The sequence below is a fragment of the Streptomyces niveiscabiei genome (genome assembly GCF_001419795.1).
In the GTDB taxonomy this organism is placed as follows: Bacteria; Actinomycetota; Actinomycetes; order Streptomycetales; family Streptomycetaceae; genus Streptomyces; species Streptomyces niveiscabiei.
Map to the genome: position 1 here is coordinate 1 of NZ_LIRL01000589.1, position 15,707 is coordinate 15,707.

General features: G+C 70.8%; 14 protein-coding genes and 1 tRNA gene. 4 read left to right on the forward strand and 11 right to left on the reverse strand.

The annotated features are described in order from the left end of the window. Positions 1–47: 47 nt before the first annotated feature. Positions 48–359, reverse strand: coding sequence for a hypothetical protein (locus AOK24_RS27185; RefSeq protein WP_055722698.1), 312 nt, complete (start codon positions 357–359; stop codon positions 48–50). A gap of 121 nt (positions 360–480) precedes the next feature. On the opposite strand from AOK24_RS27185, the gene AOK24_RS27190 reads away from it, so the two are divergent. Next, positions 481–708 carry a DUF4287 domain-containing protein gene (locus AOK24_RS27190; RefSeq protein ID WP_055722699.1) on the forward strand — a complete coding sequence of 76 codons (228 nt, stop codon included), beginning with the start codon at positions 481–483 and terminating at the stop codon, positions 706–708. Between the two features lie 87 nt (positions 709–795). Here the strand turns inward: AOK24_RS27190 and AOK24_RS27195 are convergent, their stop codons facing one another. From AOK24_RS27195 to AOK24_RS27205, 3 genes are all read right to left on the reverse strand, one after another. Next, positions 796–1,683, reverse strand: a complete 888-nt coding sequence (locus tag AOK24_RS27195) for a Bax inhibitor-1/YccA family protein (RefSeq protein WP_055722700.1) — start codon at positions 1,681–1,683, stop codon at positions 796–798. A 248-nt stretch (positions 1,684–1,931) separates the two neighbouring features. Then, positions 1,932–3,104: a 4-hydroxybenzoate 3-monooxygenase gene (locus AOK24_RS27200; protein ID WP_055722701.1), complete on the reverse strand. Its 1,173-nt coding sequence runs from the start codon at positions 3,102–3,104 to the stop codon at positions 1,932–1,934. A 176-nt stretch (positions 3,105–3,280) separates the two neighbouring features. Beyond that, positions 3,281–3,364 (reverse strand) — tRNA-Leu (locus AOK24_RS27205). 419 nt (positions 3,365–3,783) lie between these two features. Between AOK24_RS27205 and AOK24_RS27210 the strand changes: the two genes are divergently transcribed. Then, on the forward strand, positions 3,784–4,557 hold the full coding sequence (locus AOK24_RS27210; protein WP_055722702.1) for an ABC transporter ATP-binding protein: 774 nt from the start codon (positions 3,784–3,786) through the stop codon (positions 4,555–4,557). Continuing rightward, positions 4,557–7,085, forward strand: coding sequence for an ABC transporter permease (locus tag AOK24_RS27215; RefSeq protein ID WP_055722703.1), 2,529 nt, complete (start codon positions 4,557–4,559; stop codon positions 7,083–7,085). The genes AOK24_RS27210 and AOK24_RS27215 overlap by 1 nt, the downstream gene beginning before the upstream one ends. A 97-nt stretch (positions 7,086–7,182) precedes the next feature. Here the strand turns inward: AOK24_RS27215 and AOK24_RS27220 are convergent, their stop codons facing one another. Then, positions 7,183–8,763 carry a macro domain-containing protein gene (locus AOK24_RS27220; RefSeq protein ID WP_240554136.1) on the reverse strand — a complete coding sequence of 527 codons (1,581 nt, stop codon included), beginning with the start codon at positions 8,761–8,763 and terminating at the stop codon, positions 7,183–7,185. Positions 8,764–8,972: 209 nt separating this feature from the next. Between AOK24_RS27220 and AOK24_RS27225 the strand changes: the two genes are divergently transcribed. Continuing rightward, complete coding sequence (locus AOK24_RS27225) at positions 8,973–9,803, forward strand: macro domain-containing protein (RefSeq protein ID WP_055722704.1); 831 nt, start codon at positions 8,973–8,975, stop codon at positions 9,801–9,803. 2 nt (positions 9,804–9,805) lie between these two features. On the opposite strand, the gene AOK24_RS27230 is transcribed toward AOK24_RS27225, so the two are convergent. The 6 genes from AOK24_RS27230 to AOK24_RS27255 form a co-directional block, all read right to left on the reverse strand. Further along, on the reverse strand, positions 9,806–10,504 hold the full coding sequence (locus tag AOK24_RS27230) for a TIR domain-containing protein (RefSeq protein ID WP_055722705.1): 699 nt from the start codon (positions 10,502–10,504) through the stop codon (positions 9,806–9,808). Positions 10,505–10,518: 14 nt separating this feature from the next. Continuing rightward, the gene (locus AOK24_RS27235; protein ID WP_107104061.1) at positions 10,519–12,135 is read right to left on the reverse strand and encodes a hypothetical protein; all 1,617 of its coding nucleotides are present in this window, start codon (positions 12,133–12,135) and stop codon (positions 10,519–10,521) included. 23 nt (positions 12,136–12,158) lie between these two features. After that, complete coding sequence (locus AOK24_RS27240; RefSeq protein ID WP_055722706.1) at positions 12,159–12,791, reverse strand: nuclear transport factor 2-like protein; 633 nt, start codon at positions 12,789–12,791, stop codon at positions 12,159–12,161. A gap of 102 nt (positions 12,792–12,893) precedes the next feature. Then, complete coding sequence (locus AOK24_RS27245; protein WP_055722707.1) at positions 12,894–13,298, reverse strand: hypothetical protein; 405 nt, start codon at positions 13,296–13,298, stop codon at positions 12,894–12,896. Positions 13,299–13,372: 74 nt separating this feature from the next. Continuing rightward, positions 13,373–14,881: a sensor histidine kinase gene (locus tag AOK24_RS27250; RefSeq protein ID WP_055722708.1), complete on the reverse strand. Its 1,509-nt coding sequence runs from the start codon at positions 14,879–14,881 to the stop codon at positions 13,373–13,375. Beyond that, entirely contained in the window at positions 14,868–15,548 is a 681-nt protein-coding gene (locus AOK24_RS27255) for a response regulator transcription factor (protein WP_055722709.1), read from the reverse strand. The genes AOK24_RS27250 and AOK24_RS27255 overlap by 14 nt, the downstream gene beginning before the upstream one ends. Positions 15,549–15,707: the final 159 nt, after the last annotated feature.

Here is a 15,707-nt window from a genome sequence, read left to right on the forward strand (position 1 = left end):
GGAACTGCGCCACCAGCCCCCCACCGGCGGAAAGCCGCGAACGAACCTCAAACCCCCGCCCTCTTCCGCGCCTCCTCCACCACCCGCACCGCTTCCTCGACCTCCCCCGCACTCGTCAGCACGACCGCCAGATCATGAGCCGCGACAGTGATCTGATCGGCGACGGCGAACATCCCCGCATCGGGCATCACCCGAGCCTCGCCCCCCGGCTCCTCCACGGCCTGCGCCCACGCCGCCAACTCCTGGGCCAACCGCAGAGCCTCAGCGGCAGCGCCCCGCTGGAGGCGGCTCTGAGGCGCCGCCCTCAATCGATCCGCGAACAAATCAACCGCGCGCAACAACGGCGTCGTATCCACCACGCGGCGAGCCTACGCCACGACCTCCGGCCACCCACCCGGGACGGGACTGTTGCCAACAGGCGAACCCTCAGGCACGGTGACTTGAAGGACCGGCTTACACCCGAACGCCCCGGAGGCGCCGATGTCCCAAGTCTTCTCCGAGGAGACCCATCGCAACCTGCTCGCCCGCATCCCCCACTGCACCGGTCGTGAAGTAGCCGACTGGCTGCGCACCGTAGACGAAGGCCCCGCTCTCCGCTTCGAGGAGAAGGTCAGCTGGCTACGCCACGAACACAACCTGGCGTACGGCCACGCGAAAGCCCTCATCCATGAGTACGACCTGAGGAGGGCCGCGCGCAAACTCCGGTAGCCGCGCAACCGCGCCCGCACACGAAAGGGACCCCGCGGCGCGAACCGCGGGGTCCCTCTCAGGTACTACCTGCCGACTACCTCAGGACTAGTCGTCGCCGCCCTGAAGGATCGCGAGCAGCCGCAGGAACTCCATGTAGATCCAGACGAGGGTCATCGTGAGCCCGAACGCCGCGAGCCACGCCTCCTCGCGGGGCGCGCCGTACGCGATCCCGTCCTCGACCTGCTTGAAGTCCAGCGCGAGGAAGCACGCGCCGAGCAGGATGCCGATGATGCCGAAGACGATGCCGAGGCCGCCGCTGCGGAAGCCGAGGCCGTCACCGCCGCCGAAGACGGCGAACAGCAGGTTGATCGCCATCAGCAGCACGAAGCCGAGCGCGGCGGCCATCACGAAGCCGTAGAAGCGCCGGTTGACGCGGATCCAGCCGGCCTTGTAGGCGACGAGCACACCGGCCGAGACGGCCATCGTGCCGAGCACGGCCTGGGTGACGACGCCCGCCGAGATGTACGTCGACACGGTCGCCGAGATGACGCCGAGGAAGACGCCCTCGAAGGCGGCGTACGCCAGGATCAGCGCGGGGGCCGGACGCTGCTTGAAGGACTGGACGAGTGCCAGCACCATCGCGATCAGACCGGCGCCGATGGCGATGCCGTACGACTTGTTGAGGTTGGCCTCGTCGACCGGCAGCAGGAGCCAGGCGAGGACCGCGGTCACGATGACCGTGCCGAGCGTCATCGCGGTGCGCGAGACGACGTCGTCGATCGTCATCGCGCCGGACGCGGCCTGCGGCGGGGCGCCTTGCTGGGTCTGCTGGGCGTACGGGTTCGTCGCGTAGGGGTTACCCGCCTGCTGGGCATACGGGTTCGCCTGCGTGGCGACAGCGGGTCCCCCGGCCTGCGGCGTGGCGTTGAAGCCCGCGTAGCCGTTGTCGCGGCTGAAGCCCCGTCGCGAGAAGACCGGGTTTCTGCTCCTCATTTCACTCCTCCATGGCCGCCTCGCGCGGCCTTGGCATCAAGAGTAATGGAACGGCAAAAGATTGACCCTAGTGCTTGAGGAGGATCTTTCTCCGCCGTGGTTGCGCCAACACGCTACGCGGTTCCTTGATTCCCGGCTCTCCCGGCCCTCATTCATGACCAAGTCGCGACACGTCCGGAACCGGGGGGAGACCATCCGCTTATCTGGACGGAACATCGCGTATCCCCAGGTGAACCGGGGCGGCACGCTCAGTACGGGAACCCCGTGTACCCCTCCGCCAGCTCCGCACCCGCCGCTTCCGAGCCGGCGATCCGCTCCAGCCGCGCCCGCTGGAGGCGTTCCTCGAAGGGGTCGGTGTCCGGCGCGCGGTGGAGCATCGTCGTCATGTCGTACGAGAACCGTTCGGCCTGCCAGACGCGGTGGAGGCAGTCGGCGGAGTACGTGTCGAGGAGTGCGGGCGAGCCGGTCGACTGCTGGTGGGCCAGCGCGCGGGCGAGGGTGACGACGTCGCCGACGGCGAGGTTGAGGCCCTTCGCGCCGGTCGGCGGGACGATGTGGGCGGCGTCGCCGGCCAGGAGGAGGCGGCCGTACCGCATGGGTTCGTGGACGTAGGACCGCATGGGGGTGACGGACTTCTGGGTGATGGGGCCACGCCGCAGGGTCCAGTCGTCGTCCGTTTCGAGGCGGCGGTCGAGTTCGTCCCAGATCGCGTCGTCGGCCCAGCTCTCCGCGTCCGTGCCCGCGGGCACCTGGAGGTAGAGGCGGGAGACGGAGGGCGACCGCATGGACAGGAGGGCGAAGCCGCGCTCGTGGCGGGCGTAGACGAGCTCGTCGTGCGAGGGGGGTACGTCGGCGAGGATGCCGAGCCAGGCGTAGGGGTACGTCCGCTCGAAGGCCCGGGCGTGGCTCTCGGGTATGAGGCGCCGGGTGATACCCCAGAACCCGTCGCAGCCGACGACGTACTCGCACTCCAGCGTCTCCTCGGCGCCCGCGCGCCGGAACCGGACGCGGGGCCGCGGTCCTTCCAGGTCCTCCACGGCGATGGCCTCCGCCTCGAACAGCAGCGGTCCGCCGCCGTCGAGCTGGAGGGCGATGAGGTCCTTGCAGACCTCGGTCTGGGCGTAGACGGTGACGGACTTCCCGCCGGTGAGCGCGGGGAAGTCGACGCGGTGCCGGCGGCGGTCGTAGCGCAGCTCGATGCCGTCGTGCCGCAGCCCTTCCCGGTCGAGGCGCTCCGCCGCGCCGGCCGCGCGCAGGACGTCGACGGTTCCCTGTTCCAGGATTCCGGCGCGCTGCCGGTGCTCGACGTACTCCCGGTCGTGGCTCTCCAGTACGACGGAGTCGATGCCGGCGACGCGCAGCAGCCGGGCGAGGAGGAGTCCGGCGGGTCCGGCTCCGATGATGCCGACGGTGGTGCGCATCGAACGTTCCCTTCCCTCAAGGCTGTTCGCACAGTGAAGTTTCCTTCACCGATCTCCGCCCCTGAGTCTGCGCCCGCGTTCAGGGAGTGTCAACGGTTCGCGAGGGTGGGGCCAACGCCTTGATGGGCGGCGCAGTCAACCAAGAGGGGCCGCGCGGCCGACGGCGGGAGCGGAGGTGCCCAGAGCCGGACTTGAACCGGCACGCCCGCTTCGGGGCAGCGAGGTTTAAGCTCGCCGTGTCTGCATTCCACCATCTGGGCTGGCCAAGGGCTCCGCGTCGTCGCGCCCCGAGCCTATCGGGACGCCTCTCCCCAACAGCGGCCGGGGGAACCGATGTTGTCTTATTTTATTGATGTCTGAGGGAGCATCAGACCATGGAACAGGCCATACGCACTTGCCAGTAGCCTGACCGGCGATCACCGCGCGTGTACGCGGAATGACGGAATTTCACCGTCTGAACGAGGGCGCTCCACCGGTTCTCGACAAACACTCCCCGCCGCACACCGTGTTCTCACCGTCACCTCCGGTGTCAGGGTCGGGGGTCATACCCAGGTATGACAAGACCGCCCCTTGTCACTCCGGAGTCGGGTGCGAGATACGGAACCGAAGAGTGACTACAACCACGGTGGGCGCCGCCGACGATGGACGAGTCCCGACCCCGTCCTCAGGAGCGACTTCCGTGACCACCACTCCCCTCGCAGCGCGGCCGACCGCCGCCGTGGCCGCCCGAGCCACGGATCTCTCGAAGATCTACGGACAGGGCGAAACCCGGGTGGTCGCCCTGGATCGGGTCTCCGTCGACTTCCACCAGGCCCAGTTCACCGCGATCATGGGCCCCTCGGGCTCCGGCAAGTCGACGCTCATGCACTGCGTCGCCGGGCTCGACACCTTCTCCTCCGGCTCGGTCCGCATCGGGGACACGGAGCTGGGCTCGCTGAAGGACAAGCAGCTCACGAAACTCCGCCGGGACAAGATCGGCTTCATCTTCCAGGCGTTCAACCTGCTGCCGACGCTGACGGCGCTGGAGAACATCACGCTGCCGATGGACATCGCGGGCCGAAAGCCCGACAAGCAGTGGCTGGAAACGGTCATCTCGATGGTCGGCCTGTCGGGCCGTCTCAGCCACCGCCCGTCCCAGCTCTCCGGCGGCCAGCAGCAACGCGTCGCCGTGGCCAGGGCGTTGGCCTCCCGCCCGGACATCGTCTTCGGTGACGAGCCGACCGGAAACCTCGACTCCCGCTCGGGCGCCGAGGTCCTCGGCTTCCTGCGCAACTCCGTGCGGGAACTGGGCCAGACGGTCGTGATGGTGACCCACGACCCGGTCGCCGCGTCGTACGCGGACCGCGTGATCTTCCTGGCGGACGGCCGGGTGGTCGACGAGATGTACGGCCCGACGGCCGACTCCGTGCTCGACCTCATGAAGCAATTCGACGCGAAGGGCCGGACCAGCTGATGTTCCGCACCGCCCTGCGCAACGTCCTCGCGCACAAGGCCCGCCTCCTGATGACCGTCCTCGCGGTCATGCTCGGCGTCGCCTTCGTCTCGGGGACCCTGGTCTTCACCAACACCCTGTCCAACGCCCTGGAGAACAGCTCCGCGAAGGGCTTCGACCAGGTCGACGTCGCCGTACAGCCCCGGGCCCAGAAGGCCACCGACACCAAGGTCGCCAAGGACCCCGAGCTGACGGACACCCTGCTGAAGCGGGCCGCCTCCGTGCCGGGCGCCGCGTCCGCGACCGGCGTGGTGACCGGCTTCACCGCCATCGCCGGCAAGGACGGCGACCTGATCGGCAACGGCTTCTCCTCCCAGGGCGCCAACTACTGGGGCGACGCCGACGCCCGCTACCCGCTGACCAGCGGAAAGGCCCCCCAGGGCGCCGACGAGATCGCGATGGACGCCGACACCGCCAGGCGCGCCGGCTACCAGGTCGGCGACACCGTCCGCATCTCGGTCGACGGCCCGGTCCTCACGCCGACGGTCTCCGGCATCTTCACGACGAAGGACGGCAACGTCGCGGCGGGCGGCAGCCTCACCCTCTTCGACACGGCGACGGCCCAGAAGCTCTTCGGCAAGACGGGCACGTACGACGAGATCGACGTCAAGGCCGCCCCCGGCGTCTCGCAGACGGCCCTCAAGTCGGCCCTCGACAAGGCGCTCCCGGCGGACAAGGTCGAGACGACGACGAGCGACCAGCTCGCCGCCGACCAGGCGCGGATGATCTCCGCGTCGATGAGCGGCCTCAAGCAGGGCCTGCTGGTCTTCGCCGGGATCGCCCTGTTCGTCGGCACGTTCATCATCGCGAACACCTTCACGATGCTGGTCGCGCAGCGCACGAAGGAGCTGGCCCTGCTGCGCGCGGTCGGCGCCTCCCGGCGTCAGGTGACGCGGTCGGTGCTGATCGAGGCGTTCGTGGTCGGCACGGTCGCCGGAGTCACCGGCCTGGTCGCGGGCATCGGCATCGGCGCGGGCCTGCGCGCGCTGCTGGAGCAGACCGGCGCGATCATCCCGGACGGCCCGCTGATCATCTCGTCCGGCACGATCGTCTCCGCGCTGGCCGTCGGCGTCGTCATCACGATGCTCGCCGCCTGGCTGCCGGGCCGCCGCGCCGCGAAGATCCCGCCGGTCGCCGCGATGAGCAGCCTGCACGCGCAGGCGACGACGCGCTCCCTCGTCGTCCGCAACACCCTCGGCTCGCTGGTCTCGGCGGCGGGCGCCGGGACGGTCCTGGCGGCCACGACGATGAGCGGCACCGAGGCGCGGACCGCCATGGGGATCGGCGCGGTCCTGCTGATCATCGGCGTCTTCATCCTCACCCCGCTGCTGTCGCGCCCGCTGATCGCCGCCGCCGGCCCCCTGATGCGCGGCTTCGGGATCTCCGGGAAGCTGGCCCGCCAGAACTCGGTGCGCAACCCGCGCCGTACGGCCGCCACCGCGTCCGCGCTGATGATCGGCCTGACGCTGATCACGGGCATGACGGTGATCGCCGGAAGCCTCCAGAAGGCGATCGAGAAGATGGCGTCCGACGCGATCCGCGCGGACTACGTCGTCTCCATGGTCAACGGCAACAGCCTCACGCCGGACGTGGAGAAGAAGCTCAAGACCGCGTCCGGCGTCCAGGCGACCAGCCCGATGCGCAACTCGCCGTCCCGGATCGACGGCGACCAGGAGTACCTGACGGGGGTCGACGGCTCCACGGTCGGCGGGCTGATCAGCCCGAAGGTCGAGGAGGGCCGCTTCGAGGTCGGCGGGACGAAGGTCGTCGTCGACCGGCACACGGCCGGCATGCACGACTGGAAGCCGGGTTCGGCGTTCACCGTCCACTACGAGGACGGCAAGAGCCAGCGGCTCACCGTGAACGGGGTCTACGAGAGCAACGAATTCGTGCGCGGCATCCTCCTCGACACGGCGACGCTCGCGCCGCACCAGACCGACGTCACCGACATGAAGGTCATGGTCAAGACTGACGGGGGCACGTCGGCCGAGGCGAAGTCCGCCCTGGTGAAGGCGCTCGGGGACAACCCCGGGATCCAGGTCCAGAGCAAGAAGGACATCTCCAACCAGATCGCCCAGTTCTTCACGCTGCTGCTGAACATGCTGTACGGGCTGCTCGCGATGGCCGTCATCGTCGCCGTCCTCGGGGTCGTCAACACCCTCGCGATGTCCGTCTTCGAGCGGTCCCAGGAGATCGGGATGCTCCGTGCGATCGGGCTCGACCGGCGGGGCATCAAGCGGATGGTCCGCCTGGAGTCCCTCGTCATCTCCCTCTTCGGCGGGGTCCTCGGCATCGGCCTCGGGGTGTTCTTCGGCTGGGCCGCGGGCGAACTGATGGGCACCAGCCTGCCGACGTACGAACTCGTCCTCCCCTGGGCGCGGATCGCCGTCTTCCTCGCACTCGCCGGCGCCGTGGGCGTCCTCGCGGCCCTGTGGCCCGCGCGGCGCGCTGCGCGGCTGAACATGCTGGGGGCGATCAAGTCGGAGTAGCGGGGCGGGATGGAGCGGGGCGGTCTCCCTGACGGGGGTGGAGACCGCCCCGCTTCTTTGTCTGTGAAGGCCGGGTGTCTCGGGGGTTCGGGGTCGGTTATTCCGCCCAGGCCCGTGCGCGCAGGGGGAGGCCGGAGTTGCCGGTTTCCGCGGGGCGTACGGCCAGGACCTGGTTGACTCCTATGCGGTTGCGTTCGAAGGCGAGGGCGGAGGCGGCCATGTAGAGCTGCCAGACTCTCGCGCGTCCCGGCCCGGCGAGTTCCGCCGCCCGGTCCCACCCGGCCTCCAGGTTCCGTACCCAGCGCCGCAGGGTCAGCGCGTAGTGCTCCCGGAGCGACTCGACGTCCCGCACCTCGAACCCGGCGCGCTCCAGCTGGGTGACGGTGGTGCCGATCGGCGCGAGTTCGCCATCGGGAAAGACGTACGCGTCGATGAACGAGTCGACGATGAGGGCCACGAGCTGCCCCCGGTCGAGGTCGGTGACCCGCGCGAGCCCCGACCCGATGAGCGGAACGGCGACCGGTTTGAACAGCCCGTGCACCGCGACCGACGCCCACAGGCTCTCCAGGCTGACGCGCAGGTCGTCGTGGCCGGAGTGGGCCACCAGGTCGTTGCCGAGCCGCGAGTACGCGGTCGCGAACACCCGGCGTCCGCCGTCCACGGGGACGACGACGGTGGTGCCGACGGGGTAACGCACGCGCCTCCCCCGGGGTTTGGCCCGCACGCTCTCGGTCGCGACGGCCTGGACCGTACGCAGCCCGGACCTGAGCTTCTCGTCCAGCAGCCGGCGTTCCCCGGCGAACAGCCGGTCCACGAGCTGGCTCTGCACGCTCTCGCCGCTGATCACGATCGACTGGTCGGACTCGGTGTCGAAGGTGTCCGTGAAACCGACGACCAGGTTGGAGTCCGTCTGCTCGAACAAGTCGCCCCGGACCAGGACGACATCGGCGCGCTGACCCGGCAACGGCACCCGGTGGCGCATGAGTTCGGCGCCGTGCCGGGCGCGCAGCGTGGCCCGCAGGGCGTCCAGGGTGCGCGCGGCCTCGGCGTCGTCGGGGTGGTCGCGGACGATCGACTCGGCGACCGGCAGGGCGAGTTCGGGATGCCCCAAGTCGGCCTGGACACGCACGAGTTCACGGCGGGCGGCGTCCCGCAGGGCGGCGAGGCGGCGGATGAAGGGCTCCGCGAACCCCTCGCCGTCGACCTCGGCCAGCGGGCGGCCGTAGAGCAGGGACAGCGCCTCGTCGAGCCGGTGCGCTGCGGTGGCGGGCGGGTCGAGCAGGGCGCCCCGGACGAGGTCGGTGAACCGCGCGCTGTCCAGCTCCCCGGGCCGCAGCACCAGGCGGTAGGCCGACTCCGAGCCGTGCAGGGTGACTTGCTGCTCGGTGCGCAGGACACGGGCGCCGGTGCCGTCCTGCCGGGGGTCGAGGGCGCGGCGCAGCTCCAGCACGCGCTTCTGCACCTCGTTGCGGCTGCGCTGGGCCAGATGGCGCGGCTCGTCGGCCAACCCCCAGACGTCGCGCCGCAGTTGCCGGACCGGAACGGCCTCGCCCTCGGCGGCCACCAGGCGGACCAGCAGCCGGGTCGTCAGCGGTGTCAGCCGCACCGCGACGCCGTCCACTTCGAGCCGGACCGGGCCCAGCACCTTCACTTGGATGTGCGTTCGTGCATCGGCCACTCGCGTCGCCCCCGCCGCATCTGTTCGCCACTCTGCGTAACTATCAAGTGACCGGCAGATTACCACGATGCCTTGGAGGAACGATGTGTCCGGGTGTTCCCGGTGGACCGGGTGCGACACGGCTGTCCCGACGGCTGATACGACGGTCGTTACGGCTGCCCCGACGGCCGTCGCGGCGGTACGGGACCCGCCGCGCCCGGCAGGTCTTCATGCGGAACACGGCCGTCGCGTTCGGCGGGATGTCCGCGGTGCTCCAGTTCACCGGCCAGCTCTTCCCCGGTGGCCTGCCCGACGCCGGACTCGTCAGCGTGGTGTCGCTGGGCGCCTGCCTGGTGTGGGGGCTCTGCGCGGCCCGGCCGGTGCAGCGGGTACGGCAGGAGTTCCGGCGGCCGGACATGACGGTGGTGGTCGAGGCGGGCGACGTCTTCGACCAGCCCGCCCACCTCGTCGTCGGGTTCTGCGACACCTTCGACACCGAGCCGGAAGCGTCCGTCGTCATCAACGGCGACAGCGTGCAGGCCCAGCTGCTGGCCCGGCGCTACGACGGCGACGTACGGCGGCTCGACGCCGAACTGGACGCGGCGCTCGCCCCCTTCACCCCGGTCGCACGCGAGGAACGGGCCCGCAAACCGCTCGGCAAACTGGACCGGTACCCGATCGGCACGGTCGCGGTGCTCGGTGCCCGGCCCCGGCTCGTGTTCGCCGTCGCCTACAGCCGGATCGGCAACGACTACGTGGCCGCCTCCAGCGTCGAGGACCTCTCGGCCGGGCTGACCCGGCTGTGGGAGGCGCTGCGCGACCACGCCCAACTGGAGTGCGTGGCCATGCCGTTGGTGGGCTCGGGGCTGGCCCGGCTCGGCCATCTCGACCTGGACAGCCTGCTGCGGCTGCTGCTGATGTCCTTCGTCGCCCGCTCCCGGGAGGGCGCCGTCTGCCGCGAACTGCGGGTCCTGGTACGGCCGTCGGACCTGGAGCGGATCGACATGCGGGAGCTGGGCGCCTTCCTGAACACCCTCGCGTCGGGGCCCGCCGCACCCTGAGCTCAGGCGAGCCGCCGATAGGCCGACAGGTTCGCGAAGTACGAGGTGTCGAGCCACTCCGGCCGGGAGTCGTCCAATCGGCACTCGGCCACCTTCAGCCGCGCGACGATCTTCCTGAGGGACTCCTCCGACCCGTCGAAGCGGATGACGTTGCGCCCCGCCGTGTCGGCGGCCTGCCGCAGATGGCCGACCTCGACGATCACGGTCCGCTCGGGGTAGGCCATCAGCACCATGCCCAGCTCGATCAGCACGTTCTGCCGCGGCTGCCCGGTCAGTCGGGTCTCGTCGTCGCGTTCGCGGTCGCCCAGCAACTGCGGGTGGAGCTTGGCGATGTCGTCCGGCGTGAGCAGCACCAGCGCGGCCTGCGCCTGGGACGGCGCGTGCGCGACGACCTCGCCGAGGAAGGGCGAGGCCTTGCCGGTGGCGCGCACCAACTCCTCCCACTCCAGGGGCCGTAGATCCAGGCGGCGCAGCAGCCCGAACATCGCCGAGCGCACCTCCTCGTCGCGGCCGTGCACGACGAAGACGCTGCGAGCGCGGACGTCGTCGGAGGGGAACGTGGGTGTCCCCGGCTCCGACGGCTCCTCCCGCTTCTCGACGGCGGAGGCCGCCGGTGCTTCATGGAAGTTGTAGCCGAACCGCTGGTTGCCGTCGCCGGTGACGACCTGGTTGTGGTCGCCGAACGTGAAGTTCCCGCTCATGGTCCCTGTCCCCCTCAGTCTCCGGCCGGACCGGCCGAACCGGACGAACCCGACGAACTGCCGCCGGATTCGTGGTAGTTGTAGCCGAAGCCGTGGTTGTTGTCCCCCGCGATCACCTGATTCCGGTCCCCCATCAGGATGTTGGTCTGCGCGCGGTCGTGCTCGGCGAGGTCGATGTTGTGCTCCGCGAGGAACGCCCGGATGTTCTGGAGCGTGCGGCGCTGCACGATCTGCATGTACTTGACGGCGTCGGTCTTCTGGAAGAAGTGGTGGTAGGTGGTGCTGGTGGCCATCTCCCGGACGCTGGTCAGCGCACCGCAGTCGACCGCCTCGGTCGCGTAACGGCCCAACTGGAACTCGCTGTTGTCGACCAGGACGGTCCGCACCTCGGTGCCGGTGCCGACGCTGGCGCGGCTGCGTCCGGGGCGCAGCAGCCGTCGTACCGACGCCGGCAGGAACCGCTCCGGGACCAGGTACAGCGGCGACAGCGCCAGCGCCAGGACGCGCATCGGCACGGCCTTGACCATGCCCCACGCGACCCGTACGGCCAGCCGGCCGTCGAAGGCGTCGGGGAGCCGGTCGGCGAGGTGGAAATCGTCCACCAGCGGGCCGAGCACGTAGGTGTAGAACTCGGTGTGCAGGGTGTCGCCCTTGAGGTCGAACCCGACGAAGACCGAGGTCACCAGCTCCTCGTTCCACGAACCGACCCGCACGCACAGGTACTCGCGGGCGGAGTCGTAGTCCTCCCGCCAGTGGATCTCGGGAAGGTCGTCCACACCCGGCAGCCGGGACCAACCGGGGCCGCGCGTACGGTCGTTGGTGCGGATGGCGGTGGTGAAACGGCGCTGCTCGACGGTCAGTCCCTCGATGCGCTCGTCGCCGCGGACCTCGTCGCGCAGCTCCGCCCGCATCCGGGCGGCGACGTAGTCGGTGATCTCGCGGACGGTGAACGGAACGGGGGTCTCGCGCGCCTCCAGGTCCAGGGTCGCGCCGTCGGCCTTCGTCCGGGTGTCGATCCTCTTCTTGCGCGCGCCGAGCAGGAGTTGGGCGTTGGACCACTCGCGCAGGAGTTCACCGGCACCGACGAACGGCCGGAAGCCGCTGTAGAAGACGAGGCCGCTGCTGCTGGACTGCTCGTGGTCGATCTTGTGGACGACGGTGTCGGTGAGGGCCCGGTCGGCGGGGTAGGCGCCGTCGAAACCGCCGTCGGGGCGGGTCTCCTTCAGCCGGGTCATCAGGGTGTGCAGGGTCACGATGCGCCGCAGGTAGGCCACGGCCCACAGCGCCCACACCAGGAGCAGCGCGGCCAGGGGGAAGTTCAGCGCGCCCAGGACCAGCAGCAGCCAGACCACGAAGGCCGAACCGAGGCCCACGGCCCACTGGAGGCGGTGCAGCCGCCGGGCGGCGAGCGCGTGGGCGAGCACCGACACGGCGTCGTAGCCGTACGAAGGCGCCACGACCCGGGGGTAGTTGTGCAGCAGCTCCCGGATGACCGCGCGGCGGTAGCCGGCGTCGAGGTACGTGCCCGCGGACAGCAGGCGGGTAGCCTTGGTGCACGCGTACGCGCGGGCGGTGCGCGGCGGTCGAGGCACCGGGTCGGGCGGACGGGGATGGATCACCTGGGTGGTCACGGCGGTTCGCTCCTGCCGGATGGTCAACTGGTCTGGGTGCCCCTGGCACGGACGATCTCTCCACCGCTGACGGTGTAGACGCTGTCGAACGTCTTCGTCGTGCCGTCCGTCTGGCGCGCTTCGAGGGTCAGCGCCACGTCGTCGCCCTGCACGGACGTGATGGTGATGCTGTCCGACTCGGTGGTGGCGAAGCCCTCGACGAACGTGTCATAGTCGCGGTCGAGGTTCTTGCCGCCGAGGGACCAGGCGGTCGCGAAGTCACGGTCGTTGATGGCCGCGAAGTAGGCGGTGACGACGGCTTCGGGGCCGGTGGCGTCGGACGGGGAGAGGCTCGGTGACGGCGACGGGGTCGCGCTCTCCTCGTAGACGGGATCGCCGGTCGAGTCGTACGGCGTGGGCACGTCGGTCGCCTCCGCCGTCTCCGTCTCCTCGGTCGCCTCCGTCGTCTCCGAGGTCCCCGGCCAGCCCGACGAGCCGTTCCAGTCGCCGCCGGATCCACCGGAGTCGTCGCCGCCCGACAGACTCACGACCAGCGTCAGGAGCAGCACGAGCACCAGCGGTACGCCGACGACGGCGAGCCCCCAGGTGCGGGCGGGCCCGGCCGGCGGGACGAGCCCCGCGCCCTGGTAGGACGATGGTGGTCCTGGGTCGTTCATGGGTACTCCAACGGCTGGATGACACCGCCGATGCGACCAGTACGGCCGCTTCCGCCACCAGAGCCGATCCGCTTCCGATGCGCTTCCGCCCGCACCCCCGCCTCAGTCCTCGTCCCAGAACCCGTCCTCGTGCTGGAACCCCTCCTTCAGCGGCACCTTCTCCTCCTCTTCCAGCGCCTCGCCCGCCGCCATGATCGCCGTCTCGTACATGTCGACCACCTGCTCCACCGTCCGCCCGGAGGAGCGCGCGACCTCGGCCACCGCCGCCACCGCCCAGTTCGCCAGGGACAGCGCGAACGCCATCAGCGCGTCCTCCCCGAGCCCCCGCTTCACGCCCAGCAGGTACGCGAGGTTGAGGTACGGCACCATCTCCGGCTCGCCCACGTTCCCCGCGCTGGACCGCACCATCTCGATGGTCGTCCGGGACGCCTGCCCCCGCAGCGGCAGCAGCCGCTCCCGCTCCGCGTACACCTCGGCCAGAATCTGCCGCCGCTGCTTCTTGTTCACGCCGTTCCTCCAGCCACTCGGATTTCCCCCCAACGTCCCCTGTCCGGCGGGCGATCACCTCCCGTTCGATCCAACTATGCGAGCAGTTGGACCCCCTCGGCCGGCGGCAGGCGGAGCAGGAAGCACGCCCCGAGCGTGCGGGGTGCGAGCGTGAGGGTCCCGCCGTGCCGCTGGGCCAGGTCCCGGGCGATGGCGAGCCCCAGCCCGGTGCCCCCGTCGTCCCTGGAGCGCGCGTCGTCCAGCCGTACGAACCGCTCGAAGATCCGCTCGGCGTCCTCGCCGGGCACCCCCGGCCCGTCGTCGTGCACCGCGAGCACGACCCACCCGTCGTCCGCCACCCGGAGGGTGACCTGGATCCGGTGCGCGGCATGCCGGACGGCGTTGTCGACGAGGTTGCGCACCAGCCGCTCGTACTCACCGGCGTCCCCGAGGACGTACGCGCTCTCCGCGCCGTCCCACATGAGCGCCAACTTCCGCTCCCCGAGCGGATAGTGCTCGACCAGCCGGGAAGCGACCTCGGCCAGGTCCACGGCCCCGCCCCCGCCCCCCGGACGCGTGTCCAGCCGCGCGAGGAGCAGCAGGTCCTCGGCGAGCGCCTGGAGCCGGCGCGTCTGCCGGGCGGCGGTGGTCGCCGCCGCGGGCCAGTCCGTACGGTCCGGATAGGCGAGCGCGACCTCCAGGCTGGCCAGCAGGGTCGTCAGCGGACTGCGCAGCTCGTGCGCGGCGTCCGCGACGAACCGGCGCTGCTGGGCGGCGGCGTTGTCGAGGCGCTGGAGGGTGGTGTTGATGGTGGTGGCGAGCGCGGCGATCTCGTGCCCCGAGGCGGGCACGGTGACGCGTTCGCGGGGGTTGTTCGCGGTGACGGAGGCGGTGAGGACACGGATCGCCTCGACGGGGCGCAGCGCGATGCGTACGGCGCCGTAGGTCGCGGCGGCGATGAGGACGACGGCGACGAGGGCGGCCCGCAGCAGCAGGTCGTCGACGGTGCCGGTGATCGCCCGGGCCGTGTCCGGGAGCGCCACCACGTAGGCCCGCAGCGTGGAGCCGGCGGCGACGCCCAGCGCGGCGGCACTGCCGCGGTCCAGCTCACCGGCCCAGATGTCGACGTACAGGACGGGGTAGGTTCCGCCCGCCAGGTCGAATCTGTTCGCGGGCGGGTCGTAGTCGCGGCGCGCGGGTATGCGCAGGGGCTCAACGCTGTAGCCCCAGCTGTCCTCCGTGATCGCGTTCACCGGCGCGTGGACCGCGGGCGGGGCGGGCAGTACATGGGCGCTGCCGGCATCGAAGAAGTCCATGCCCCCGCCGGAGGCGACAGGGGTACGCCGGCCGGTCGCGACGACCTCGAACGGCAGGGTGCTCCTGCGGCTGGGCATCCCTCCCTCCGTCAACTGGTCGACGAGAGCGAAGAGTTGCCCACGGGCCTGGTCCTCGGCGATCCGCGCGCTCTCGCGTTCGACCTCGTCATGCACCCACCAGCCGATCCCCAGCAGGATGACGGCGGCGGTCAGCGCGGCGGTCAGCGCGGCCAGCGCCCGCACCGACCGCGGCCACCACCACCGCCGCCGCGCCTCACGCCCGTTCACGGTCGTCCACCAGCCGATACCCCGCTCCCCGCACCGTCTCCAGCGACCGCCGCCCGAACGCGGCGTCGACCTTCTTGCGCAACGCACTCACCCTCGCCTCCACCAGATTCGGATCCAGGGCCTCGTCGGGCCACGCGTGATACAGCAGATCCCCCTTGGACACCGCCTGCCCGGCCCGCCGCGCGAGCAGCTCCAGCACGGCGAACTCCCGGGGCGTCAGATCGACCCGCGTCCCGCCCCGCCGGCACACCCGCCCGGCGACGTCCAGCGACAGGTCCCCCACCGCCAGCACGGGCGGCGCGACCGCCGCCGCCCGCCTGACCAGCGCCCGCAGCCGCGCGACGAGCACCAGGTACGAGAACGGCTTGGCGAGGTAGTCGTCGGCGCCCGTGTCCAGCGCCTCCGCCTGGTCCCACTCCCCGTCCTTCGCGGTGAGCACCAGGATGGGCGTCGCGTTGCCCTCCCGGCGCAACTGCGCGCACACCTTGTACCCGTTGAGCCCGGGGAGCATCAAGTCCAGGACGACCAGGGCGTATTCGCCGGTCCGGGCCATCCACAGTCCCTGCCTGCCGTCGTGCGCGAGGTCGACGCTGTAGCCCTCGGCGGTCAGTCCGGTGTGCAGGGTCTGCGCAAGGTCCACCTCGTCTTCGACCACCAGGATCCGCATGCGGTGCAGCCTCGCACAGCACCGGAACCCGTCCCTGACCGTCCGATCAGCTTCGATCAGCGCCGGATCAACGGGCCACGGGCACCCTGACGGCCCACCTCCCGAAGGGCCCACCGATGTCCGTCCTAGCCGCGCCCAAGCTGGCCCCCACCCCCGTAC